15 protein-coding genes are annotated in these 24,936 nt (G+C 66.3%); 9 read left to right on the forward strand and 6 right to left on the reverse strand.

Annotated elements, in window-relative coordinates:
• Window positions 1–49 precede the first annotated feature (49 nt).
• The 6 genes from SJY41_RS05205 (at window position 50) to SJY41_RS05230 (ending at window position 8,949) form a co-directional block, all read left to right on the forward strand.
• Window positions 50–1,570, forward strand: coding sequence for a tryptophan halogenase family protein (locus SJY41_RS05205; protein ID WP_380779652.1), 1,521 nt, complete (start codon window positions 50–52; stop codon window positions 1,568–1,570).
• Window positions 1,567–3,039 (forward strand): tryptophan 7-halogenase, encoded by a 1,473-nt coding sequence (locus tag SJY41_RS05210; RefSeq protein WP_380779653.1) that lies wholly within the window; start codon window positions 1,567–1,569, stop codon window positions 3,037–3,039. The genes SJY41_RS05205 and SJY41_RS05210 overlap by 4 nt, the downstream gene beginning before the upstream one ends.
• Window positions 3,036–4,568 (forward strand): tryptophan halogenase family protein, encoded by a 1,533-nt coding sequence (locus SJY41_RS05215; RefSeq protein ID WP_380779655.1) that lies wholly within the window; start codon window positions 3,036–3,038, stop codon window positions 4,566–4,568. The genes SJY41_RS05210 and SJY41_RS05215 overlap by 4 nt, the downstream gene beginning before the upstream one ends.
• 90 nt (window positions 4,569–4,658) lie before the next feature.
• Window positions 4,659–5,159, forward strand: coding sequence for a hypothetical protein (locus tag SJY41_RS05220; RefSeq protein WP_380779657.1), 501 nt, complete (start codon window positions 4,659–4,661; stop codon window positions 5,157–5,159).
• Between the two features lie 140 nt (window positions 5,160–5,299).
• Window positions 5,300–7,525 (forward strand): TonB-dependent receptor, encoded by a 2,226-nt coding sequence (locus SJY41_RS05225; protein WP_380779659.1) that lies wholly within the window; start codon window positions 5,300–5,302, stop codon window positions 7,523–7,525.
• 14 nt (window positions 7,526–7,539) lie between these two features.
• The gene (locus tag SJY41_RS05230) at window positions 7,540–8,949 is read left to right on the forward strand and encodes a PepSY-associated TM helix domain-containing protein (RefSeq protein ID WP_380779661.1); all 1,410 of its coding nucleotides are present in this window, start codon (window positions 7,540–7,542) and stop codon (window positions 8,947–8,949) included.
• Between the two features lie 9 nt (window positions 8,950–8,958).
• Here SJY41_RS05230 and SJY41_RS05235 read toward each other — a convergent pair whose 3' ends face one another.
• Genes SJY41_RS05235 through SJY41_RS05260 form a run of 6 tightly spaced genes read right to left on the reverse strand, consistent with a single transcriptional unit; the run spans window position 8,959 to window position 19,258 of the window.
• On the reverse strand, window positions 8,959–10,035 hold the full coding sequence (locus tag SJY41_RS05235) for a glycosyl hydrolase family 8 (protein ID WP_380779662.1): 1,077 nt from the start codon (window positions 10,033–10,035) through the stop codon (window positions 8,959–8,961).
• Window positions 10,025–10,480, reverse strand: a complete 456-nt coding sequence (gene bcsD, locus SJY41_RS05240; protein WP_380779664.1) for a cellulose biosynthesis protein BcsD — start codon at window positions 10,478–10,480, stop codon at window positions 10,025–10,027. The genes SJY41_RS05235 and bcsD overlap by 11 nt, the downstream gene beginning before the upstream one ends.
• Window positions 10,477–13,902, reverse strand: coding sequence for a cellulose synthase subunit BcsC-related outer membrane protein (locus tag SJY41_RS05245; protein WP_380779666.1), 3,426 nt, complete (start codon window positions 13,900–13,902; stop codon window positions 10,477–10,479). The genes bcsD and SJY41_RS05245 overlap by 4 nt, the downstream gene beginning before the upstream one ends.
• Entirely contained in the window at window positions 13,899–18,251 is a 4,353-nt protein-coding gene (gene bcsA / locus SJY41_RS05250; RefSeq protein ID WP_380779668.1) for a UDP-forming cellulose synthase catalytic subunit, read from the reverse strand. Before bcsA ends, SJY41_RS05245 begins: the two co-directional genes overlap by 4 nt.
• Window positions 18,248–18,964 (reverse strand): cellulose synthase operon protein YhjQ/BcsQ, encoded by a 717-nt coding sequence (locus tag SJY41_RS05255; RefSeq protein ID WP_380779670.1) that lies wholly within the window; start codon window positions 18,962–18,964, stop codon window positions 18,248–18,250. The genes bcsA and SJY41_RS05255 overlap by 4 nt, the downstream gene beginning before the upstream one ends.
• The gene (locus SJY41_RS05260; RefSeq protein WP_380779672.1) at window positions 18,965–19,258 is read right to left on the reverse strand and encodes a hypothetical protein; all 294 of its coding nucleotides are present in this window, start codon (window positions 19,256–19,258) and stop codon (window positions 18,965–18,967) included.
• A gap of 603 nt (window positions 19,259–19,861) precedes the next feature.
• On the opposite strand from SJY41_RS05260, the gene SJY41_RS05265 reads away from it, so the two are divergent.
• The 3 genes from SJY41_RS05265 (at window position 19,862) to SJY41_RS05275 (ending at window position 24,932) form a co-directional block, all read left to right on the forward strand.
• Window positions 19,862–21,541, forward strand: coding sequence for a ShlB/FhaC/HecB family hemolysin secretion/activation protein (locus tag SJY41_RS05265; RefSeq protein WP_380779674.1), 1,680 nt, complete (start codon window positions 19,862–19,864; stop codon window positions 21,539–21,541).
• A gap of 66 nt (window positions 21,542–21,607) precedes the next feature.
• The gene (locus SJY41_RS05270) at window positions 21,608–24,184 is read left to right on the forward strand and encodes a filamentous hemagglutinin N-terminal domain-containing protein (RefSeq protein WP_380779676.1); all 2,577 of its coding nucleotides are present in this window, start codon (window positions 21,608–21,610) and stop codon (window positions 24,182–24,184) included.
• Window position 24,185: 1 nt separating this feature from the next.
• Window positions 24,186–24,932 (forward strand): L,D-transpeptidase, encoded by a 747-nt coding sequence (locus tag SJY41_RS05275; RefSeq protein ID WP_380779677.1) that lies wholly within the window; start codon window positions 24,186–24,188, stop codon window positions 24,930–24,932.
• Window positions 24,933–24,936: the final 4 nt, after the last annotated feature.

The following is a 24,936-nucleotide window of genomic DNA, read 5'->3' on the forward strand; positions in this document are numbered from 1 at the left end:
CCTACCGATACCGTCCGAGAAAATGCCGTGAAGAGAGGAGGATAGTGCGATGGAAACTGCGCCAACGCGGATCGTGGTCGTCGGGGGCGGCACGGCTGGGTGGATGACGGCCGCGGCTCTGGTCCGGTTGTTGCCAACCGCCTGCACCGTGCACCTGGTCGAGTCGGCCGAGATCGGGATCGTCGGCGTCGGGGAGGCCACGCTGCCGCACATCCGCGCCTTCGTCGAACGGCTTGGCCTCGACGAGGCCGATTTCATGCGTGCCACGCATGCGACCTTCAAGCTGGGAATCGACTTCCGCGACTTCGGCGCGATCGGCGACAGCTATATCCATCCGTTCGGCACGTTCGGGCGACCTCTTGGCGATGTCGGCTTCCATCATTACTGGCTGCGGCTTGCCGCCGAAGGCCGTGCCGGGCCGATCGGCGACTATTCGGTCGCGGTCGCCGCCGCCAAGCATCATCGTTTCACTATTCCCGACGGTCCGGCCGCCGATCTCGCGGCAAGCTTCGGCTATGCCTATCAGTTCGATGCAACGCTGTTCGGCCCCTATCTTCGTCGCTTTGCCGAAGCGCACGGTGCCCGCCGCACCGAAGCGCGCGTCGTCTCGGTCGACCAGAATCCGGTGAACGGTGACGTCCGTGCGATACGCCTCGATTCAGGCGAAATCCTAGAGGGCGACGTGTTCGTCGACTGTTCGGGGTTCCGCAGCCTGTTGCTCGGAGACGCGATGGCCGAGCCCTGGGAAGACTGGTCGCACTGGCTGCCGTGCGACCGTGCGGTCGCGATGCCCTGCTCGTCTCCCGAGGGGCCGATCGAACCGTACACCCGCGCGACCGCCAAACCCGCTGGCTGGCAATGGCGCATCCCGTTGCAGCACCGTGTCGGCAACGGCTATGTCTATTCCAGCGCGCATATCTCGGATCAGGCGGCGGCCGATGCGCTGGTAGCATCGGTCGAAGGCACGCCGCTTGCCGATCCGCGGTTCCTCAAGTTCCGCGCAGGCCGGCGGCGCAACAGCTGGGTCGGCAACGTGGTCGCGATCGGCCTCGCGTCCGGTTTCCTCGAACCGCTCGAATCGACGAGCATCTATCTCGCGCAGATGGCGATCACGCAGCTGATCGAGTTGTTCCCGCAACACGCCGGGTCGGAGGGTATTTCCGCCACCGACCGGACCGAGTTCAACCGGATGGTCGATATGGAATATGACCGTATCCGCGATTTCCTGATCCTCCATTATCACGCCACCACGCGGGACGATTCGGACTTCTGGAACCACGTCCGGACGATGGCGATACCCGACACGCTCGCCGACAAGATGGAGCTGTTCCGCAGCGCCGGCCGCGTGACCCAGTATCGCGAAGGCCTGTTTCTGGAACCGAGCTGGCTGGCGGTCTATCTCGGTCAGGGCATCGTGCCGCGGGCCTGGGACCAGCGCGCCGACCGGCCGGCGCTGGACGGTCTCGACCGCGCGGTCGCCACCTTGCGCGATCACGTCGCCGCCGCCGCCGCCGCGATGCCGGACCATGCCGCGTTCATCGCGCGCCGCAATGCGACGATCGCCGCATGACGAACCGTACGCCGATCGGCAGCATCGCCGTGCTCGGTGCCGGGATCGTCGGCCTGTCCGCCGCGATCGCGTTTGCGCGCGCGCTGCCCGGCTTGACCGTCACGCTGATCGAGACGCCGGACGATCCCGCCGCGCTGACCGACCGCCTGCCGGGCACGCTGCCCTCGATTGCGGGTTTTCACGAACGGATCGGGTTGCGCGAACGCGATCTTCTGGCGGCAGGCGCGACTCACCGCCTGGGCACGCGGCTGTCGGACTGGCGCGCCGACGGACCGTCGTTCGTGCTCGCGCAGGGCGAGCGCGGCGGTACGATCGCGCCGGGTGCGTTTCACCAGCATTGGCTGAACGCGCGGCGCAGCGGCAAGGTCGCGGCGTTCGATGCTTTCTTGGTGCCCGCGGTGCTCGCAGCGGCGGACAGGTTTGTGCATCCCTCGGACAATTCGAGCACGCCGATCTCGGGCTTTGGCTATGCGTTGCGCCTCGATCCGCCTCGCTACCGCGATTTGTTGCGCGCGCTCGCACAGCATCTCGGCATCGTCCCCGTTCCGGGCGCCTTTGCCGGCGTCGAACGCGCTGCCGACGGGCGCGTCGCGACGATGGTGCTGGCCGATGGTCGCCGGATCGTCGCGGACCTGTATCTCGACTGCTCGGGTCCCTCCGCGCGGTTGCGGTCGGCGCTGGATACGCAGTGGGACGATTGGCGGGCCTGGCTTCCCGCCGATCGCCTGCTGCTGGGCACCGCCCCCGCGCAGTCGCCGACACCCACCGACGACTGTGTCGCGGTGCCGGCGGGCTGGCGGTTTGCAAGCCCGTTGCGCGACCGCACGCTGGTCGGCCTGGCGTTTGCCGCCGACCAGACGCCGGACTCGAGCGCGCACCGGATTATGCCCTCAGGCGAGACGATCGTGTCGCTCGCGCCGGGTGTCCGCGCCGAGCCCTGGCGGCACAACGTCCTTGCGCTCGGCGATGCCGCAGTGGTCATCGATCCGCTTGCCAATGCCAATCTGCATCTCGCGCACGCCGCAATCCTGCGGGCGATCGACCTGTTGCCCGGTCGCGACTGCGCCGCGATCGAACTCGCCGAGTATAACCAGCAAAGCGTTCGCCAGGCGTCGCGTGTCCGCGATTTCCAGGCCGCGCATTTCCTACCGACCGGGCGGACGCGTGGTCCGTTCTGGAAAAGGGCGGCGCGGCTGCCACGCCCGGACAGTCTCGCCCATACGCTCGAACACTTCGCGCATCGCGGCCGGCTGCCATTCCAGGAGGACGAAAGCTTCGACAAGGACGAGTGGCACGGTCTGTTGCTGGGGCTCGGCATGATCCCCCGCGTCGCCGACCCGATCGCCGCCGCCACCGCACCCTCGACGATCGCAGCGACGCTGCAGCGGCTGGCCGACGCGACCGCCGCGTTGCCCGCGCGCCTGCCCCCCTACCCCGCCTATCTCGCGCAACTGGAGCGTGGCCGATGACCAATCCGAACCTCGGCCCGATCCGCAAGGTCGTCATCGTCGGCGGCGGCACGGCAGGCTGGATGGCTGCTGCCGCCGCCGCGCGCTATCTCGACGATGGCCAGCGCCAGATCGTGCTCGTCGAGTCCGACGCGATCGGCACGGTCGGCGTCGGCGAAGCGACGATCCCACCGATCCTCGGCTTCAACCAGTTGATCGGAGTCGACGAGCGCGAATTCATCCGCGCCACCGGTGCGACGTTCAAACTGGGCATCGAGTTCGTCGGTTGGGACACTGGCACGGACGCCTATATGCACGCGTTCGGCGCCTATGGCCGCGACATCCAGGGGCTGGCCTTCCATCAGATCTGGCTGAAGTTGCGCGATCGCGACGGGATCGGCGGGCTCGATGCCTATACACCGTCCGCGGTTGCCGCGTATCTCGGTCGCTTCGGGCTTGCCGACCCGGCGTCGGGACGCGCGCAGCTCGGCTATGCGTATCATTTCGATGCCGGCCTGTACGCCGCCTTCCTCCGCCGCCGCGCCGAAGCCGGGGGCGTGCGGCGCATCGAGGGCCGCATCACCAACGCCGAACGCGATCCCGACACGGGCCATGTCCGCGCGGTGCGCCTGGACGATGGCCGGTCGGTCGAGGGCGACCTGTTCATCGACTGTTCCGGCTTCCGCAGCCTTCTCCTCGGCGAGACGATGGGCGTGCCGTTCGAGGACTGGTCACACTGGTTGCCCTGCGATCGCGCCATCGCCGTCCCGACCGAACCGACCGCGCCGCTGTTGCCCTATACCCGCGCCACCGCTCGCCCGGCCGGCTGGCAGTGGCGCATCCCGCTCCAGCACCGCACCGGCAACGGCCATGTCTATGCCAGCGCGCATATGTCCGACGACGCGGCTGCCGCATTGCTGCTCGCCAACCTCGACAGCAAGCCGACCGCCGATCCACGCCAGCTGCGGTTCAAGGCCGGACGTCGTGCGAAGATGTGGGAAGGCAACGTCGTCGCGCTGGGACTGGCCGGCGGTTTCCTCGAGCCGCTGGAGTCGACGAGCATCCACCTGATCCAGACCGGTATCTCGAAATTGTTCGCGCTGTTCCCGGACCGCGGCGTCGCCGCTGTCGAGCGCGACGAATATAACCGGTTGATGGGCGACGCCTATACCTCGGTCCGCGACTTCATCATCCTGCATTACCACGCGACCCGCCGCGACGATTCGCCGTTCTGGCGCCATGTCCGGACGATGCCGGTACCCGACAGCCTGGCGCGCAAGCTCGCGCTGTTCCGCGAGAAGGGCCGCATCTTTCGCTACGACGACGAACTGTTCGGCATCCCGAGCTGGGTGCAGGTGCTGCTGGGCCAGAACGTGATGCCGGTCGGTTATGATCCGATCGTCGATGCGCTCGACGCAGACCGCGTTGCGGACGCGCTGCGGCAGATGCGGGCGATGACGCTGCGGGCGAGCGAAACCCTGCCCACGCACGCCGCGTTCGTCGCGCGGTATGCACCGTTCGGTGGTTTGCCGCCGTCGGCGGGCCGATGAAGCGTATCCAGGCCGATCGCGGCATAGTCTTTTCGGTACGGCTGATCCCGGGCAAGTGACACTGTGACGCATTCGTCCTACGCGTGCCGAGTGGCTGGATTTCGGCGCCTCATCCTGGATCATCGCGCGCTGGCGGCGTGGATGATGGCGTGCGCGCTGATGATGAAGGTCCTGATCCCCGGCGGATTCATGCCGGTGTTCTCCGCTGGATCCGTCACGATCCAGATCTGCGCTGGTACCGTTCCGGGGACCGCGAACGCAACCGCGAACGCGACCGGGACCGGGACCGGGACCAAGGGGGCCATGTCGCAGTCGGCGATGGCGGCCATGGCCGCGTCGCCTATGTCGATGGCCATGCCCAACATGGCACATTCCCCGGACAAGCCGGACCATCAGGCCCGTGACATGCCCTGCGCCTTTTCGGGTCTGTCCGCGCCCTCGCTGGCGAGCGTCGATGCCGTCTTGCTCGCGGTCGCGATCGCCTTCGCCGTCCGTCAGGCGCTCCGCGTCGAAGCTACCGGATCGTTCGGTTCGCCTGCATATCTCCGGCCGTTCCTGCGCGGTCCCCCGCCCTATCCTGCCGTGATCTGACGGTCTTTCGGGACCGTTCGGCTCACGATGCTCCGGCCGCGTCCCTTGGGATAGCGGCGCAAACCCGCGCGACCATCGCGCGCGGAATACGGCATCCGTAGCGGCGTCCGCGGACGCGTGCGGTACGAACAGGGACCTGCATGTTCAAGACCATCCTATGCGCGTCGGCTTCGGCCCTCGCATTCTCGCCCGTCGCGTGGGCCGATACGATCAAAGCCACGCATGATCCGCAGACCGAAATCATCGTCAACGGCCAGCGCGACGACCTGGAACTCGACCGCAAATCGGACACCGCGAGCCGCCTGGGCCTGTCCGTTCGGGAAACCCCGGCCAGCGTCGAAACGCTAACGCAGCAGGATATGCAGGTCCGGGGCCTGCGCACCGCGCGGGAGGCGTTCAACGCGGTCAACGGCGCGATCGCCGGCAATGTCCCCGGCAATCCGGCGGTCGTGACGCTGCGCGGATTTTCCGGCGGCGCGGTATCTGTCCTGCAGGACGGCGTCCGCGTTTCGACGTCCACCGTCGTCCAGCGTGACACCAATACGTGGCATTTCGACAGCATCGAGGTCATCAAGGGGCCAGCCTCGGTCCTGTACGGCGAAGGCGCGCTGGCCGGGGTCATCAACAAGGTCACGCGCAAGCCGACACTGGACGGCGACCACCTCGACGGCCTGATCGGGATCGGCAGCTTCGACACGGTAACGGCCGCCAGCGGCGTCAACCTGAAGCTGTCGGATACGCTCGCGGTCCGGGCGGATGCGAGTTACATGCATTCGGACAGTCTCTACGACGTCGACGACAACACGACGCGCTCGGCTGGCCTGACCGCCAGCGTGCTGGCGAAGCCCGCGCCCGATCTCTCGATCCTGGTCGCGATCGATCATTACGAGGACCGGTACGACAGCAGCTATCAGGGATTGCCGTTCGTTCCGATCGCCATCGCCCGCGACCCGAGTGACGCCTTGCGGAGCCAGAACGGGATGGTGCTCGACAAGGGGCTTCGTCGTCGGAACTACAATCCGCGTGGTGCCTATTCTGGCGCGCGGGACACGACGCTCCGGTCGAGGATCGACTATGGCATCGGCAGCGGCTGGTCGGTGGCGAACGACTTCACCTGGTATCACGCAAAGCGCGATTTCGTCCTTAGCGGCGACCAGATCTATACCGCGCCGACCGCCGCGTTCCCGAACGGCAGTTTCGCGCGGTCGGTCCAGCGGATCTACCACGACCATCGTTTCTGGAACGAGCGCGTCGTGGTCGCGAACACGACGACGATCGCAGGGCTACGCAACCGGTTCAGCCTTGGCGCCGAATATAATGACACCGACTTCACCAACCCGCGCCAGCAAAGCCCGGTCGGTGGTACCGCGGCCGCGCGGATCGCCAACGTCGATCCGTTTGCGCCCATCGTCGGCGCCTTCCCGGTCGGCGACGCGGCCTATTCGACGACCAACGTCGTATATGACTCGCGGTTGAAAACGGCATCGATCTTTGCCGAAGACGCGCTGAACCTGACCCCGGGCTGGCTGCTCGTGGGTGGCGCGCGCTACGATCACATCGACCTGACCCGCGTCATCACCAACCTGAACGCGAATGGCGCCGTGACGCGGGCGGCACCGACGTACGAACCGTTCTCGTGGCGTCTCGGCACGACCTACGACGTGGCCCCCGGGGTCACATTGTACGGCCAGTATACGACGGCGGTGACGCCGGTGTCGTCGATCCTTCTGCAGTCAATCGCCAACGCTGCCTACAAGCTGACCAAGGGCCGTTCCTACGAGGTCGGGTTCAAGGCGTCTGCGCTTGCCAAGCGGCTGACCGTGACCGGCGCCGCATACCGGATCGAGCAGACGAACATCCTCACGCGCGATCCCAACAACGCGCAGCAGGCCATTCAGGGCGGGGAACAATCGTCGCAGGGCGTCGAACTCAACATTGCCGCGGCGCTGACCGACGCGATCGCGCTATCCGCCGGGTTTGCCTATACCGACGCAAACTATGATGCGTTGAGCGAACTGATCTCCGGCGTGCGCATCGACCGTTCGGGCAACCGGCCGATCAACACGCCGTCGACGACGATCAGCGGATCGGCCCTGTACACGTTCGCCGCGCTGCCGGTCACGCTCGGCGGCTTCGTCCGCCATGTCTCCGGGTTCTACACAGACACGGCCAACACGTACCTCGTGCGCGGACACACGGTCGTCGAAGCGTCGCTCAGTTACCGCGTCAGTCCGCAGGCTTCGGTCTCGGTCCGGGGGCGAAACCTGACCAACGCCTTTTACGGCGAGTATTCGGGCTACCCAATCACGAACGTCTATATCGGCGCGCCTCGCAGCGTCGAAATCGCGCTCTCCATGCATTTCTGAGCAGGGTTTCCGTCATGACCACCGCCAGTTCGATCGATCCCAACGCCTATCGCGCCATCTGGCGATGGCATTTCTACGCCGGGCTCATCGTCGCCCCGTTCCTGCTCATTCTCGCCGTCACCGGCGCAATCTACCTGTTCAACGACGAGATCGACGATGCGCTCTATGCCGAGCAGCGTTTCGTTCCGGTCCACGTCCAGCACGTGGCTCCGTCACGGATGATCGACGCGGCACTGACGGCGCATCCCGGCGCGGCGACGCGGATAGACCTGCCGAAAGCCGACGACCGTTCCGCCGTCGTCTTCGTCACCCCCGACCACGGCGCTCCCCTTCGCGTGGCGGTCGATCCGGGTACCGGGCGGGTCCTCGGATCGACGGTCTATGCGCGAACGCTGGTCGGGTTCGCCGATGAAATGCACGGCTCGCTGACGCTCGGCACGATCGGCGACCGGATCGTCGAACTGGCCGCGTGCTGGGCGCTCGTTCTGATCGCGACGGGGCTTTACCTGTGGTGGCCGCGTAGCAGGCGCGGGCTGGCGGGTATCCTCTACCCCCGGCTTGGCGCCCGGGGGCGTCTGTTCTGGAAGGACCTGCACGCGGTGATCGGCCTTTGGTCGGTGCTGCTGATCGCGTTCCTCCTGCTGACCGGTTTGCCATGGGCAGGCATCGAAGGCGATCTGCTGAACCGCGGTACCGCGGCGATCGGGATCGGCTACCCGGAGGCGAACCGGACGCACAACGCGCCACAAAGCGTGACGATGAAGTCGGCGCTCGGCGAAGCACCGTGGACGATGGAACGCGCACGCATGCCCACATCTTCGCCGTCGTCGGAGCATGCCGGCCACGCTGGCCATGAGATGACGATGGCGGTCCGCGACGATGCAGCGGTAGCGGGAACCGACCGGATCGCGGCGTCGCTGGCACGCGATCACCATATGACAGATGCTTACCGGCTGTTCCTGCCAAGCGGCGCCACCGGGGTGTACACGGCCTACACCTATCCGGATCAGCCCCAGGGCCAACGCACCTTGTATTTCGACCGGTGGACGGGCGGTTTGATCCGGGAGGTCGGCTACGCGGATTACGGCTGGGCGGCGAAGGCCATCGAACTCGGCGTCCAGTTTCACATGGGCAATTACTTCGGCCTGCTGAACCAGCTCGTGATGCTGACGACGTGCATCGCAATCGTGCTGCTCGTGATAAGTGGCATCGTCATGTGGTGGAAACGGCGCCCCGCCGGCCGGCTGGCCGCGCCGGCCAGGGCGCCGCATGCGGGCATCCGGGGCGCCGTCGTGATCCTCGTCATCGCCGGCATCCTGTTCCCGCTATTGGGCGCGTCGGCGCTGGCGATCTTCCTGATCGACCGCGCCGTGCTTGCGGCGCGCGCAGGGCTCGGCCGACGTCCGGGTATCCGGCATGGCTGACGCCACCGCTCAGGCGAAGGCGCCAGCCAGACATTGAAGCGCTGCCGCGTAGTAATCCGTGGACAGGCCTCGCGGCGCGGGGGTACCAAGCGTGCGGCTGACGACCGCCCGGCCTCCGACGGACAAGGGATATTCCGCGACGTGCCCGGTGACCACGTCGGTCCAGGCGGGTATGCGTTCGACCGGCATCGTTCGCCACCAGCTTCGGATCGGCTCGATCAGGGCGCTGCGGCCCGAAACGCTGGCATAGAGCGGAACGCGGATGGCGTCGAAGCCGAAGCGCGGCGGCTTGTCGGCGGCGGGTGAGACCGCGCCGCTGTTCGAAACGTCGATCCAGTCGGTCGGTAACCTGTTTGCGCCGAACCGCGCCGCGGCGAACAGCGCTTCGCCGTCGGCGATCACTCGTCGCCAGAGCGTCGCATTGCCGGTCCGGGCGAACAGATCGAGCGCCGGCCAGACGTAATAGCTCTGGTTGATCGTCGTGCGCGCCGGCGTCGAGAACCCGTCCAGCCCCGGCAGCAGCAGCATCCGCCCACCGACCTGGCGAACGATGCGAGAGCCGATCGCGTCGACGATCGCGTGCGAACGCGCCGCGTAGCGGGGGTCCCGCCACCGGGTTGCCGCCTTCGCCAGGGCATAGGCGATCAGCAGGTCTCCGTCGGTCGCACTGTTGCGATCCGCGACCGGGTTGGGGGCGCGGGGATCGTACCGCCACGCATAGAGCGCGATATCGGGACGGGCGAGCTTGGCCTCGGTCCAGCCGAGAACCTTGTCGAAGCCGGCGCGATCACCCGCCGCCGCCGCCAGCATCAAGCCGTAGCTCTGGCCTTCGCTGTGGCTGATGCCACCATTGCCGTTGTCGACGATGCGGCCGTCGACGTCCATGAATTGCCGCTTGAAGCCGGCCCAGTTCACCTCGAACGGACCAAAGGGTGCGGCGCTCGGTTCCGCGTCGGCAGTGGTATGGTTTGCAGGAGGATAAGCGCCGCTGTCCGCCGCGCGATCGTCTGGTGTCTTTGCTTCGCTACACCCGGCGATCGCCAATCCGGCCATGCCGGCCATGAGATGGCGACGATCAACGTCCATGTTTCAACCGTGCCTCTGTATCGCTCCACCACAAGGTGCGCGTCGTAAGAGTGGCGCTGCTGCCCAGCGTATGCAACCAGCCGTCATAGGCGCCCTCCAGCATCGGCCGGAGGCTCTGCTCGGTGGCCGCGCCGAGCGTCGACGCGAGATTTTGTGCAAAACCGGTGTGGGTGATCAAAAGGCCGTCGTCGACCTGTTCGATGCGCACCTGGCCGCAATCATGCTCATCCCACAGCCGGTTGATCGAGGCGGCGAGCGCGGCGATGTCCTGGGCATCGCCGACCGGATGCGCCGCCGCGATCCTCGCGCCGACCGCGCGGAAGAACGCCCGGCGTTGCGCCGCGCTGGCACCGGCTACGACTTCCGCAACGAGGCAGCTCAATATCAGCGTCGCGCCCGTCGTCTCGCTGGCGCCGTCGGTGGACCAGTCTGCCATCGCGTTCATTTGGATCCTCCCAGGGACTGGCGGAGTTCGAAGGTCGACCGATAATCGTCGTATGTTCCGAACGTGTTGGCACTCGCCGATGCGCCGATACGCGTATTCGGGTTCAAGCGATAGAACAGCGACCCGTCCGCAGAGAAGGCGAAGCCGGTGTTGCTGAGGCTGTCGTAATAGGAGCGAACATCGGTGTTCAGCGCCTTCAACGCGTCGAGATCGGCCTGTGCGTTGGGGTCGGTCGGATACATCGGTGCCTTGTCCTGCTCGAAGCTCTGATAGCCCGGAGCCACGCCCAACCGTCCCTCCCAACGCGCCGAATTATACGCGTAGCGGACCGGCAGGCTCATGCTGAGGAAGCTCTGCGGGCTGAAATATCCGCCTTGGCCGTAGGTGAAATAATTCTGGTTGTTGTCGAACGACTGCCAGTTGAGGTTCAACCCGCCGGTCAAAGTCGAGTGCTCGTCATGGTAGACGGGAAGGTATCCGCCCGCATTGGCCTGATACCCGCGGTTCCGGCGAACATTGTCGCCGGTGTAGCGATAGCCCGAGACATCGGCATAGACACCCGTTCCCTCGCTGTCCCACGACAGCGAGGCGCCGCCGCCGGTGCGCATCACCTGGCCCCAGCGCGCGCCGGTGACCGGGTCGCGCGTGCCGGCATAGGAGACGATGCTGTCGGTCACCGGCTCGCGCTTTACCCAGCCCTGTGCGGATACGGTGCGTGACAATCTGGGTTTTGCCGTGAAGCCCCACGTGACCTCGGTATCGTCGAAACCGATCGGCGTGGAGCCAACCTCGGCCCGCAGTCCCGGGCTGTCGTAGGACGCGGCCAGGGCGACGCCCGATGCGTGCTGCGTCTCGGCCTGGACCAGTGCCGATGGCTGTGCCGCGACGATCCCCTGTGCCTCGGCCGTTGCATTGCGGCCGAAACGCGCGAGTGCGGAGCCGGTCGGGCGGCCGGAATCGATGACGACCGGCGTCGCCGAAACGGCGATGCGTCCACCCGCCAGACCGGTCGACAGCGTCGCCGTTCCCGACAGTTCGCGCAGTTCGCTCAACCCCGTTTCACCGGACCGTTCGCGGAAGCCGAGCTTCATTTCCGCGCGTGGTCCGGAGTCGTCGCTCAATCGGGCGATGTCGTCGCGCAGACGGACGAGCGTGGCATCGCCCCCGCCGACCCCGGCCGGTACAGCCGCGGCATTCCCGCCGGCATACGCCGCCGTCGCGTATCCAGCTGCGGGATAGCCCGGTGCCTGGTAGTTCGGGACCGGATAGCCGGCTGGCACGGCGCCACCGCGGTTGCCGGAACGATCCGGCGATCCCAGACCAGCGCCGTATCCTGGCGCTACGGTGAAGGCCATCGGTGCCGCGGCTGACCCCTGAGCGGAGACCTGCATGGGCCTTGCGCTCAATGCGAACGGGTTGGCGGCCGCGACGGGCATTTGTTCGGCCTGGCGGAACGGATTGGCCGAATTCATGCCGGCGGCGAACGGGTTCGCACCGGCGAGTTGCATGCCGGTACCGGACCGCGCGGCATAGGCGGTCTCGGCGCGACGCAGATAGCGTTTCGCCGCCCCCCGATCGCCGCGCGCCTGTTCCATCTGGCCGGCGGCGGCGTAGATCTCGTAGTCGTCCGGATAGGCCTGCAGCGCGCGGTCGACGGTGGCCACTGCAACATCGTGGTTGCCGCCGGCACCGGCGCTGCCGATCAGCCCGATCAGCGCGCCCTTGTCCCGCGGGCTCGTCGCAAGCACCATCTGGTACGTCTGCGCGGCCTGGGACGGCATGTTGCCCGACTGATACAGCCGAGCCAGCGCCGCCAGAACGTCGGCGTTGCCCGGTGCTGCGGTCCATGCCTGTTGCAGGAGGTCGAATGCCTGCGCGTTCTGCCCGACGAGGCGGAGGCGATCTGCTTGCGCGGCCGCCGCGATCCCTTCGAGCCGTGCGAGCGCGGGGGCCGCATCGACCGACCCGGCGCCTGCGGTCCGCGCGCGATCGATCGCATCGCCGACGGCGGCATCCTGCCCGGTCCGCGCGAGCACGCGTACGATCGGTTCGTAATCGGCGGCCGTCGCGGGACTGGAGGCAAGCGCGCGCTCCGCCAGCGGAACCGCGCCCGCCTGATCGCCGAGCTCGTCCAAGCCGCCGGCGACGGCCGCAAGGGAGGCTGCACTCAACGATGGTGTCGAACCGATCTGGCGCAACGCCGCGATCGCCTCGCCGCCGCGACCCTGCGCCGCGATGGTCCTGGCGCGCGCAATTGCCGAGCCCACGGCGATCTGTGCCTCGAAACGTCGGATCGCCGGTGTCTTCTGCGCGTCCGTCAGGCGCGACAACAGCGACGTAGCCTGTGCCTGCCGGCCACGCTCGTTGTGCAGCATCGCCGCTGCATACAGCGCGTCGACGGTGCCGATCGTCTGGATCGACTGGAGCAGCGAGTCTGCCTCGGGCAGGCGCCCCTGCCCCAGCATGTACCGGGCATATTCGTACCGGATCCAAGGATCCGCGGGATCGAGCAGCAAGCCGCGCTTGAACAGCAGATCGGCCTTGGCCGGATCACCATGGGTCGCCGCCTGTAGCGCATCGTTCCGCACGACCCGGCTTTCGAGCTGCGACGCGCTGCCGCCCGCCGAGCCTGCCTGACGCGCGAGATCGGCCGAATCCGCATACCGGCCCTGCCGCTCGTAGATATCCGCGAGCAGCGCCAATGCGGGGCCGCGGTCGTTGACGCCACTACGCGCCAACGCTTCGGCCTGCGCCTGGGCGCCGGTCACGTCGCCTGCCGCCAAGTGTTCACGGGCGTTGTCGAGCCCCGCGTAGAACTGCGCGGACGAAAGCGCCTCGGCCCAGCGTGCGCGGTTGCCGCGCGCCGATGCACGCGACAGCAGTTCGGCGGACTCCGCAAAGCGCGACTGGCGCAATCGGACGACGCCCAGGCCACCCGCGGCATCGGCGTCGTTGCGGTTGCTGTTCAACGCGGCTTCGAACTGGCTCTGGGCTTGCGAGAGGTCATTCTGTTCGAGCGCGCGGAACCCGGCCGCGCGTGCGTCGCCGCCGCGATTTGCGGGCGCAGGCGCCGCACGACGGGTCGACGTCGTGACCGTCGCGGGGAGGTTGCGCGTCGTGAAGGTCGCCGGTGCGGGCGCCGGTCCGGTCATGCCGGCCGATACCGGTGGCTGTGACCTCGCCGGTTGTGCGGCACGGGCGGTCGTCGCGGACAAGGCGCGGCGTGCCTCTGCGTTCGACGGATCGATCGCGAGCGCACGGCGATAAGCGGTCTTCGCCAGATCGGCACGTCCCCGCGACTGCCAATAGCGTCCCTGCTGGACGAGTGCGTCAACCCCGGCAACCTGTGCCAGCGCCGGACGGACGAGTACCGGCGAGGCGATACCCGCCATCAGCAAAGCTAGCGTCGTAAAGCGGATCATGCCGCGTCCTCCGAACCCAGGCGGCGACGCTGTTGACGCGTCAGCAGCAGATAGAGCGGTCCTGCGAGCAGAAGCGCGATGAGCAACCCGCTAAGGGCCATGAGCAGCGGCCGTTCGCTGAACCACCAGCCGATCCGCATCCAGACCGGCAGCGATCCCGACCAATAGGTCTGGCCAACCGCGAAGCTGCGCATGCTGTCTCCATTCGTCACCGACAGATCGCCCTGAACCTGCGCGTTGATCCGCTGTTCGGCGAGACCCTGTACCAGTTCGGGCATGTCGGCGGTGTCCGTGCTCAGCACCGCGACGACGGTCCGTGCGCTGTCGTAGGGCGAGCGGAAGCTGACGAAACCGTCGAAGCGCTCCGCCGTCGTCAGGAACGCGTTGGTCTCACCGACGTCGCTGTCGCCGTAGGGCGAGACCAGCCCGAAGACCCGTTCCACCGGATTGCGTTCGATCACCTGCAGCCGGCCGTTCGCGATCCGCACCGGTGCACCGGCGAACAGAGCGCTGGCACCGGCGGTCCGCGGCATCCCGATCACCAGGACGTCGTGCCCTGCAAGTCGGTCGCTATCGGCGGCCTGCGTGACCGTAACGCCGGTCGTCGCCGCACCCGTCGAGTCGCCGAACCGTCCCATCATCGTCAGGAACGCCTCGACCGTACCGACGTCGGGCGATGCGCCGATCACGACGATCGTCTCGGCAAGGTCGGGGCTGATCGTGAACGGGTAGCCGGCATTGGCGAAGGTGGCGAGGCTCGGCATCCGTTGCGCGTGATAGGCGTGGGTAAGGTCGATCGCGCTGTCCGGATCGATCGCGACATGGACGTTCTCGGGCAACGTGCCCTCGCACTTCTTCTTGTTCGCCAGGATCAGGTTATAATCGAAGATCAGCTCGTTCTGACCGAACAGCGTGTAGTTCGGCAGTTCCACCTTTGCGGTCGACTGGCTCGACGTCGCGCCGTCCTGGCTGCCGATCAACGCCTTCCACCAGGCGGCGCCCGCCAGCGGCAACGTCCGCAGATACTGGCCGTTGATCGAGATATCGAGGCGTGACGACCGGCGGTCGAGCCACGGTGCGGACGGATAGCGATAGCGCAGGTCGAGCGATGCGCCGCCACGTGGCCAGAAGAACAGGTCGGGCGCGGTACGGAACGCTGCCGTCAAGGGACCCGGCGGGAGGCCGACACCCTGCAGCGAGCTGGGATCGACGATCTCGCCAAGCTTGACGGCGCGATCCGAGCGAAGCCAGCGTGGTGCCGCGTAGCGAGCATAGCTCGGGATGCGGACTCCGTCGAACGATGCGGCTGCGCCACCGATCGTTCCCCGTCCGGTCGCCAGGGCGGCGGCGGCAAGCTTCAGTTCGCGCTCGTCGCGGCCCATAATCAGGAGCAATTCGCCGAAGCCGTCGAAGGGGTTGCGGATCACCGTCGCCGAAGGACCGGTGATCGTCGGCACATAGCTGCCGACGCGCATGCCGGGACGCAGGAAGACGATCGCGTTGCCGCGGGGAATACGGCCATAGCTCGGCTTGAAGGCGAAGCCGCGATAGCTGGCGAGGCGACCGAACCAGGACGCGACGCTGGCCGCCGCTTCGAGTTCGCCGTTCGACGGTGCGCTGGCGAACACGAACGGGAGGCTGAGGGGGAGGTTGTCCGCGCGGTCGAAGAACGGCGACGGCAAGCGGCGGAGATCGGGGCCCAGCGGCAACCGCTGGATCGTCAGGTCCAGCGCCGACCGGGTGTTGCTAACATTCGCCCAGAGCGAGCTGTGGAACGGATCCTCGCAATCGCGCGTGTAGTGACCGATCAGTCGCAGGTTGAGCTGGTTGTCGCCCGGCAGGAACAACGCCGGGTTGACCGCCATCGTCAGTTGCTGGCCGCCGGCGCCGTCCGGCGTCAGGCGCACCGTTCGCACCACCTCGCCGTTCAGGATCACGACGAACTGGCTGAGGTCGGCCAGCAAGGCGGGCGACCAGGCCAGCGAAAGCGTGAGTTTGGCAGCGGTCACGACCTCGTTGTTGCGAAGGCCGAACGGGATCGCGATCTCGCCGCGCGTACCCGCCAGTCGGATCGCGCTGCGGACGCGCAGGTCGCGAAACGTCAGTCGTTCCTGACGCACACCGCCCGCAGTATCCGGCGCCGCCGCGGGGACCGTGGCGGCCTGCGCCGCGACAGGCTGCGGCAAACCGGTGGCGAGCAGCAACCCTGCCGCGGCAAGCGACGCGGTCGCTGCTGTCAGGCGAGTCCGCTCGCGCTTCCGTTCAGCACGGTTGAGACCGAGCAGACGCTTCAGCGTGACGAGATCGACCACGAGAATATCGCGCAGCGAACGCAGCGTCGAGATCGGACGACGCGGCGCCTCGGGTTCCCACGCATCATTGCGCCCCATAACGGCGCGGACGAGTTGACGTAATTGTAGCATGTCGAGTTCCAGAAACCGCATGGTTGCCATTGTCCTGTCGACGCGCTGCGTCTCGACGGGGAGGGTAAGGACTTCATCCCCCATCGGCAGCGCGACGTGCGTGACGGGACGATCCGTCAACGTCACGCCGACAGGAACGGTGATCGCAAGGCCGCCCATCGACAGATCGACCGTCTCCACATCGACGACGTGTCCGTCGGCAAAATAGAGCGTCGCCGGCAGCTGGACGGGGACGCGGATATATTCGCGAACCTGCCGCGTCTCGCGTGCGACCGATACGGCGGCAAGCAGGATGACGAGGCTGAAGACCGCCCACACCGTGTTCAGCACCAGCGTATCGCCCTGGATATTGAACAGATGCGGAAAGAACAGGAATTTGACGAAGCCGAACGCGATCCCGAACAGCACGAGGCCGATGCAGATCAGATGCGGGCGCGCCGTGGCGGTGTCGAAATGCGTCTTGTCGAGCAGCGAGCCCTTGTCGGTCACGTTGAACTTGCCGCCATGCGGACGGAACAGCGTCACCAGGGTCGGCTTGACGAGGTGGAATGCCAGGATCGTCTCGTACACTTCCCCCCAGAACGGCCGGCGATCGCCACCCTGCAATCGTCCTCCGGAGACCTGAGCGCAGTAGAGGTGCGCGGCGGCATAGGCGAAGATCATCCCGGCGGACGCATGGATGATGTTCTCGCCGAGGATCAGATAGGCAAGCGGACTGGTCAGGAAGGCGATGCGCGGCAGCGGAAACTGGAAGTGCAGCATCGCGTTCAGGTAGCAAAGCCGCTGTTGCAGGCTCAGGCCACGGCCGAACAGCGGATTGTCGATGCGCAGGATCTGCGTCATCCCGCGCGCCCAGCGGATGCGCTGGCCGATGTGCAGCACCAGGCGCTCGGTCGCGAGCCCGGCCGACAGACGGATCCCGAGATACGCGGTCGACCAGCCCATCCGCTGCAGGCGCAACGCGGTATGCGCGTCCTCGGTGACGGTTTCGAACGCGAACCCGTTGGTGTCGGCCAGCGCCTCGCGGCGGATGATCGCGCATGATCCGCAGAAGAAGGCGGCGTCCCACAGGTCGTTGCCGCGCTGCACCGCGCCGTAGAACAGGTCGCCCTCGCCCGGCAGGTCGCGGACCGAGCCGAGGTTACGCTGGACCGGATCGGGCGAATAGAAGTGATGCGGGGTCTGGACGAGGGCGAGCTTCTTGTCGCGTTGGAACCAGCCGACCGTCATCTGCAGGAATGCCCGCGTCGGCACGTGATCGCAGTCGAAGATCGAGATCAAGGACCCTTCGGTGTTCGACATCGCCGCGTTGAGGTTGCCGGCCTTGGCATGGTTGTTGTCGGCGCGGGTGATGTAGCCACACCCGACCGAGCGCGCGAAGGTGCGGAACTCGGGCCGTCGTCCGTCATCGAGCAGGTACACGTGGAACCGGTCGCGCGGATAATCCATGTCGAGCGCCGCGAGCACCGTCGTGCGGACGATCTCGAGGCTCTCATTGTAGGTCGGGATATAGACGTCGACCGTCGGCCATTCATGCGGCTCGCCGATAAGCTCCACCGCCTGGCGATCCAGCGGCCATGCGGTCTGCAACACGCCGAGCGCCAGGATGATCCAGGCATAGAGTTCGGCGAGATACAAGCCGATGCCGAGCACCGTCCCGAGGGGGCTTTCGAACTCGAGCGTCGCGGTGGTGCGCCAGAACAGATAGCGGGTCGATACGACCAGCGAGAGCAGTGCCAGGACCAGCGTCGCCCGCCGCGATTTCGCACGGCCGAGCAGGATCGCACCGAGGATCGAGACTCCTGCGAATATCCACTGTGCATTGAGCGCCAGTGGCACCGTCACCACGACGATCGTCAGCAGTGCAGCGACGACGATGCCGAGGGTGTCGGCGCGGAACGCCTTGCGGAAGGACGGCACGGTCACGACGCTTGCTTTTCGTCGGCGACCAGCCCGCACCGCGTTTCGACGGCGGCGGTCAGCGCCACCAGATCGGGCAGCACGACGCTCTGCTTGGCATAGCGCAGGATCGGCTGGAACGACGCGAGCGCTTCGTTGACCGCCTCGTCGCGACGGACGGTCCCGATCAGGTTGTCGCCGAACAGAGCGCGCAGGAATATCTGCGAATGGCGCGATAATTTGCGGGTATCGTCGACCTGGTTCAAAACGAACGCGGTCTGCTCAAGGTCTACGGTGGCGGTGCCCGGCTGAACCTTGCTCAATGCCGCGAGCGAGGTCGGCTGGGGCGTGAGCACACACAGATGGAGTGCCGCATGCCGCAACAGCTTGGCCTTCAACGCGACGTCCGCAGACGACACGTCGGCGAACACCACGCGCTCGTCGTCGAACGGCGATGTTCCCAGCCGCGTCAGCAACCGGTCGAACGCGCCACTTTGCACCGCGGCGTAGCCCGACAGCAACTCGACGCCATCGACGACGATGCCTTCGGTGGTCGCATCCGTCATTGCCGGAATTTCCTGCGTCGGCAGCATGCCGAAGAACAGTTTCAGGGCATCGGCATGCGTGAAGTCGATCGCGGTAACGTCGTGACCGCGCGCGGCGAGGCCCAGCGCGAGGCGAGCGGCCAGGAACGTCGTTCCGGCGCCGCCCACCGGCGAATGGCAGAGGATCAACGGCATCTAGCGACGCTCCGCGGCATCGTCGGACAAGCCCGACAGGAACGCACGCAGGCTACCGCCCTGGCGCTGCGCAGGATCTTTCGTTCCTCCTAAGTCAGTGTAATCGCGGAGAAAGCTTTCGTTGGCGGTACGATCCGTACCCGATTGTTCCGGACGACCGACGACGCGTTCGTCTTCAAGTAACGCGGCGAAAAGCGGCCAAGGCTCAACATCCGCAATTGGATCGGCAAACTGGCGATATTGGAAATCGCGCTGTCCCAATCTTGATAACAGTGCCTTGGCATCGGGTCGCATCTGGAACTCCTTGTCGCAATGACACTCGTAGAAAATCTAGTTTAATTGGTTAATTTGCGTAGTTAGTTATCTACAAAGTTTTCGTTTCGTTCATCATGATCCGCGTCTCGAAATTCCATCCTCAGCGCAAAGCCGAAAATTGCGCCGATTCCAGCATCGTGAAAATGTGCGAAAGTATCCGCAGAGCGGTCAATTCAGCGTCGCGAGCTTGTAATTAATCCGGGTATGTGAAGCCGGGAGAACTGCCAGAGCTCAGTCTCTGAGCTACCAGTCGCTTGATTCGTACCGTTGAGATTACGATACTAATACAGAAATTGTAATTTTATTACCAGTTTATCAGTGATTTGACTTGCAGCTAATGCATATTGCATACATAGATTAAGAAACCTAGGACCGTGCCACAAATCGCGAACCTCGCGACCGACCACGCTCCAAGTGACTGACCCTGATGTCCGCTCGGAACGCAGCAAAATAGCTCGAGCGGCGCTGAAGGTTTCGAAGGCTTCGTCCTCGCTTCGGGCGCTCACAACCTCATTCCAACGGCTCCCGCTGCTGCGGATGGGAGACGCGTGCCTTCCATCCGCGGCGACTATCGAGGTGTTCATGTTGAAATCGACCCTATGGGGGGCCGTGCTTGCGGCCGTGAGCCCTGCTGCGCTGATGGTTTCGAGTCAGGCCGCGCAGGCACAGATTCCCATCGGGGCGGGCGGACAACTTCAACAGATTCCACCGGTGACGCTGAGCGACAAACCCGCTCCAGACTTTGGACTGGAGCACAAATCGGTCCCGATCGCTGCTCTCGCGGGCGGCCCCAAAACTGTAGTCAGGTCCTTGCGGGTCACGGGTGCGACAATATTCGCGGAAGCGGACCTGATCGCAGCGACGTCGTTCGCGCCGAATAGCGAACTGGACGTGTCGGAACTGAAGGCCCTCGCGGCGAAGATCACCGAATACTATAATCGCCGCGGATATTTTGTCGCCCAGGCCTATCTGCCCGAACAGGACGTTCAAAGTGGTACGGTGACCATCGCCGTCATCGAAGGACGGTTCGGCAAAGTCGCGGTTCAGGGGGCTGCGCTGTCCGAGGACACGTCACGCGGCATCCTGACCGGATTGAAGGTCGGCGATCCGGTCGCAGCAGCACCGTTGGAACGCCGGCTGCTGATGCTGTCGGACCTTCCCGGCGTGCGCGTTCGCTCGACCCTCAGCCCCGGTAACGCGGTCGGCACATCGGACTTGCTGGTCGACATTACGCCCGGCCAGAGCATCACCGGCAGCGTCGAGGCCGACAACGCCGGCAGTCGGTATACCGGCGCCTACCGCGTCGGCGGGACGGTCAACTGGAACAATCCGACCGGGTCTGGCGATGTCCTCAGCCTGCGCGCGCTGACGTCGTTCTCAGGGCTGGCTTACGGTCGCGCGTCGTATCAGGCGCCGATCGGCCAGGTAACGCTCGGCGTGGCGTTCGCGCATCTCGACTATACGCTCGGCAAGGAATTCGACGATCTGGACGGCAGTGGCAATGCGGACGTGGCCAGCGTCTATGCCAGCTATCCGCTGATCCGATCGCGCGACAACAACCTCTACGTTCTCGTCGGTGGCGACGTAAAATGGTTCGAAGACAAGATCGGCGTGGTCGATCTGGTCACCTATCGCCGGGCGCAGGTGATCACCGCCGGGCTCAGCGGCGACGAGCATGATACGCTCCTCGGCGGCGGCTGGAGCGCGTATTCGTTCAGCTACGTCGTCGGAAATCTGGACATTCGCGGCGCCTATGAGCGGTCCGTCGACCGGCTGACGACGCGCACCGATGGCGGTTACGGCAAGGTGCAGTTCAGTTTCGCGCGGTTGCAGACGATCGCTGGTCCGCTGTCGCTGTTCGCGTCCGCCCGCGGCCAGATCGCGTTCGACAATCTCGATATCTCCGAGAAGATGGAGCTGGGCGGTGCCTATGCGGTTCGCGCCTATCCCGAGGGCGAAGCCTATGGCGACCAGGGTTACGTCGCGACCGCCGAAGCACGACTGACGCTGCCACACGTCGTTCCGGGCACGGTGCAGTTGATCGGTTTCGTCGATGCCGGCGAGGTCGAGTACGCCAAGCACCCCTATTTCAACGGATCGAACCACGCGACACGCAGCGCCTACGGTGCCGGCGTCACGTGGAGCGCGCCCTATGACGTGGTGATCAAGGCAACCTACGCGCGCAAACTCGGCGATGCCGACGCGACATCGGCGCCCGACAAGTCCGGACGCGCCTGGTTCCAGATCTCCAAGACCTTCTGACCGCATCCCGCAAATGCTTTGCGCCAAGAACTCTACGGCTGTCCGCCGCTACCAAGGATACCGCACATGACCGTCATTCCCCCGTCGATCAGGAATACCAGCCGCTCCACCCTGACCCCCGTACCGGCGACGTCGATCACGCGATTGCGGCGCGGCGGGCTGTTCGGGACGACCGGCCTCGCGCGGTTTGCGTGGCTGATCGGGTTCAGCCTCGCGGGTGCGGCGGTGGCGCGCCCCGTCGAGGCGCAGGTCTTGCCGACGGGTGGCGAGGTGGTCGCAGGCCAAGCCAGCATCTCGACCGGCAGCAAGTCCGTCACCGTCACGCAGACCAGTGACCGCGCGGCGATCAATTGGCAGTCCTTCTCGATCGGCAAGGGCAAGAGCGTCGTGTTCGACCAGCCGAACAGCAGTTCCGTCGCGCTCAACCGCGTACTCGGGTCGGATGCCTCGGTGATCCTGGGCAACCTGTCGGCGAACGGAACAGTGTTTCTGGTCAACGCCAACGGCATCCTGTTCGGCAAGACCGCGACCGTGAACGTCGGCGGCCTGGTGGCCTCGACGCTGGACATTCCCGATGCCGACTTCCTCGCCGGCAAGACGAGCTTTGCCGGCTCGAGCCGGGCGAGCGTCCAGAACGACGGCACGATCAACGCGAAAGGCGGCTACGTCGCGCTGCTCGGCGCGACCGTCGGCAACAGCGGAGTCATCAAGGCCAATTTCGGCACCGTCGTGCTGGCGGGCGGCGAGGCGATCACGCTCGACGTGGCGGGCGACGCCCTGCTCAACGTCGCGATCGACAAGGGGGCGGTGAATGCGCTCGTCCAGAACGGTGGCCTGATCCGGGCGGACGGCGGCAAGGTCGTGATGACCGCGCAAGCCGCCGGCGGCCTGCTCCACACCGCCGTGAACAACACCGGCATCGTCGAAGCGCGGACGCTGCAGAACCGGAGCGGCACGATCCTGCTGCTCGGCGACATGAAGACCGGCACCGTGACCGTCAGCGGTGAACTCGACGCCAGTGCACCGGTCGGCGGCAATGGTGGTTTCATCGAAACATCCGCCGCTACGGTCGCAATCGCCGACGGCGCGCAGATCTCGACCTTTGCGCGCTCGGGCGCGACCGGCACGTGGCTCATCGATCCGCAGGACTTCGTGGTCGGCGCCGGCGGCAACATTTCGGGGTCGACGCTCGCGGCACAACTCGTCACCACCAGCATCACCATCAGCACCCTGCCCGCAGCTGGCGACACGACGGTCGGCAACGGCGATATCATCGTCAACGATGCGGTCGCCTGGACCGCGTCCGGCGTGCCGACGACGCTGACCATGAACGCGTTTCGCGATGTCACGATCAACGCGCCGATCACGGCGACGAACGGCAACATCGTGGCGTGCTGTGGTCGCGACGTGAACGTCAACGCGGCATTGACGACGACGAACGGCAGCATTCTGCTGAACGCGGGCCAGAACGTGAACGTCTATCATGCGATCACCACGACCGACGGCAACATCGCCTTGTGCGCCGGGCATGACGTGATGATCGACGCGGCGGTGACGCTGACGCGCGGCACGACCATTCCTGCGCAAAGCCTCGGCCTGCCGGTTGGCCTGACCCTGATCGCCGGAGCCGACGGCACCGGTCCGGGCGTCAACGGTGGCACGATCGTCTTCTCGGCCTTGTCGCCGCCGACCACGGTGACCGCGGCACCGGTATCGATCAATTACAACCCGGTATCCTATACGACTCCCACCGACTTCACGACCGAGTTCGTCCTGACCGAGGGCGCGGCGATCACCCAGCGGATGCTGCTGTTCCCAACCGCGCAGAAGGTAGCGGACGGCACGAATGCAGCGGTTCTCAACGGCTTCAACACCACCGCGACGTCCGGCCTGCCGACCGGCGTGACGTTGGTCGCCGGAACCGCCGCTACCGCGACGTTCGACAGTACGGGCGCCGGGACGGGCATCGGGGTCAGCTATAGCGGTTACACGCTGGCCGGCGCGAACGCGGACCGATACGCCCTTGCCAGCTCATGCTGCGTGGCAGGGTTCCGAACGACGGGAACGATAACCGCCGCGGCACCAGCGCCTGCCCCCGCCCCAACGCCCGCACCTGCACCAGCACCGGCACCCGCTCCAGCACCGGCGCCTGCTCCGGCACCCGCTCCGGCGCCTGCTCCGGCGCCTGCTCCGGCGCCTGCTCCGGCGCCTGCTCCGGCGCCAGCACCGGCACCTGCTCCGGCACCCGCTCCATCGCCGGCGCCTGCACCCGCTCCGGCTCCGGCTCCAGCACCCGCACCAGCGCCCGCTCCAGCTCCAGCTCCGACACCGACCCCCGCCCCTTCTCCTGCGCCTGTGCCGCCGTTCGTTCCGACTTTGCCCAACGCGACGCGGCCATTCCTGGAAGTGCCGCCGGTCCGTCCGCGGGTTCCGGTCTCGCCCGTCATCGAGATCGTCGAAGGCGGTGTCACTACGCCGGCGCCCGACCGTGCGGGGACCGTCATCGTCGAAACGCCCGAGACTCCCGCCACCCCTGTTGCACCGCAATCGTCGCTGCCGACCGTCGACCACCCGTTCGTGCAGCCGACGCCGCCGGAACGCCCGGCGGTTCCGAACTATCCTCGCAAACAGGCGAGGAACTGAGATGGTCGATGGTCGGCGACGCGTGCCGGGGTATTGGCATGCGCAGCCGACCTGGCGCGCGGTGGCTGTAACCGTCGTCGCGCTGGCGTTCGCGAGCGATGCGCATGCCGCGTCCGCTGGAGCACGCCCGGCCGTCGTGTCGTCGATGCCGGTGCCGGTGCCGGTGCCGGTCGCCGTCCCGGCAACCGCAACGCGGTTTGGGTCCGAGGCGGTTTCGGACGACGCGCGCGACGTCGCCGAGTGGGTATCGACCGCGCACGACAACCACATGCTGCCGTTCGTGGTCATCGACAAGGTGAACGCCAAGGTCTTCGCGTTCGACCGCACCGGTATTTTGCGCGGCACTGCGCCGGCTTTGCTCGGCGCTGCGCACGGCGACGACAGCGTGCCCGGCATCGGCCAGCGCAAGCTCGCCACCATCACACCGGCAGAACGGACGACGCCCGCGGGCCGGTTCCAGGCCTCGCTCGGCAATGATCTTGAACAGGATATCCTCTGGATCGACTATGACGCGGCGCTTTCGATGCACCGGGTCATCGTCGGCCGTCGCGTAGACGATCGCGCCGGGCGGCTTGCTTCGGTCACCCCCGACGACAACCGTATCTCGTACGGATGCGTCAACGTTCCCCCGGGCTTTTACGATAGCGTCGTGAAACCGCTCTTCACCGGCACCGTCGGCATCGTCTACATCCTGCCCGACACCAAGCCGTTGCGGGCGGTCTTTCCGATGCCACCCGCCGCACGGTAAGGTG

The sequence above is a fragment of the Sphingomonas sp. R86520 genome, assembly GCF_042466285.1.
In the GTDB taxonomy this organism is placed as follows: Bacteria; Pseudomonadota; Alphaproteobacteria; order Sphingomonadales; family Sphingomonadaceae; genus Sphingomonas.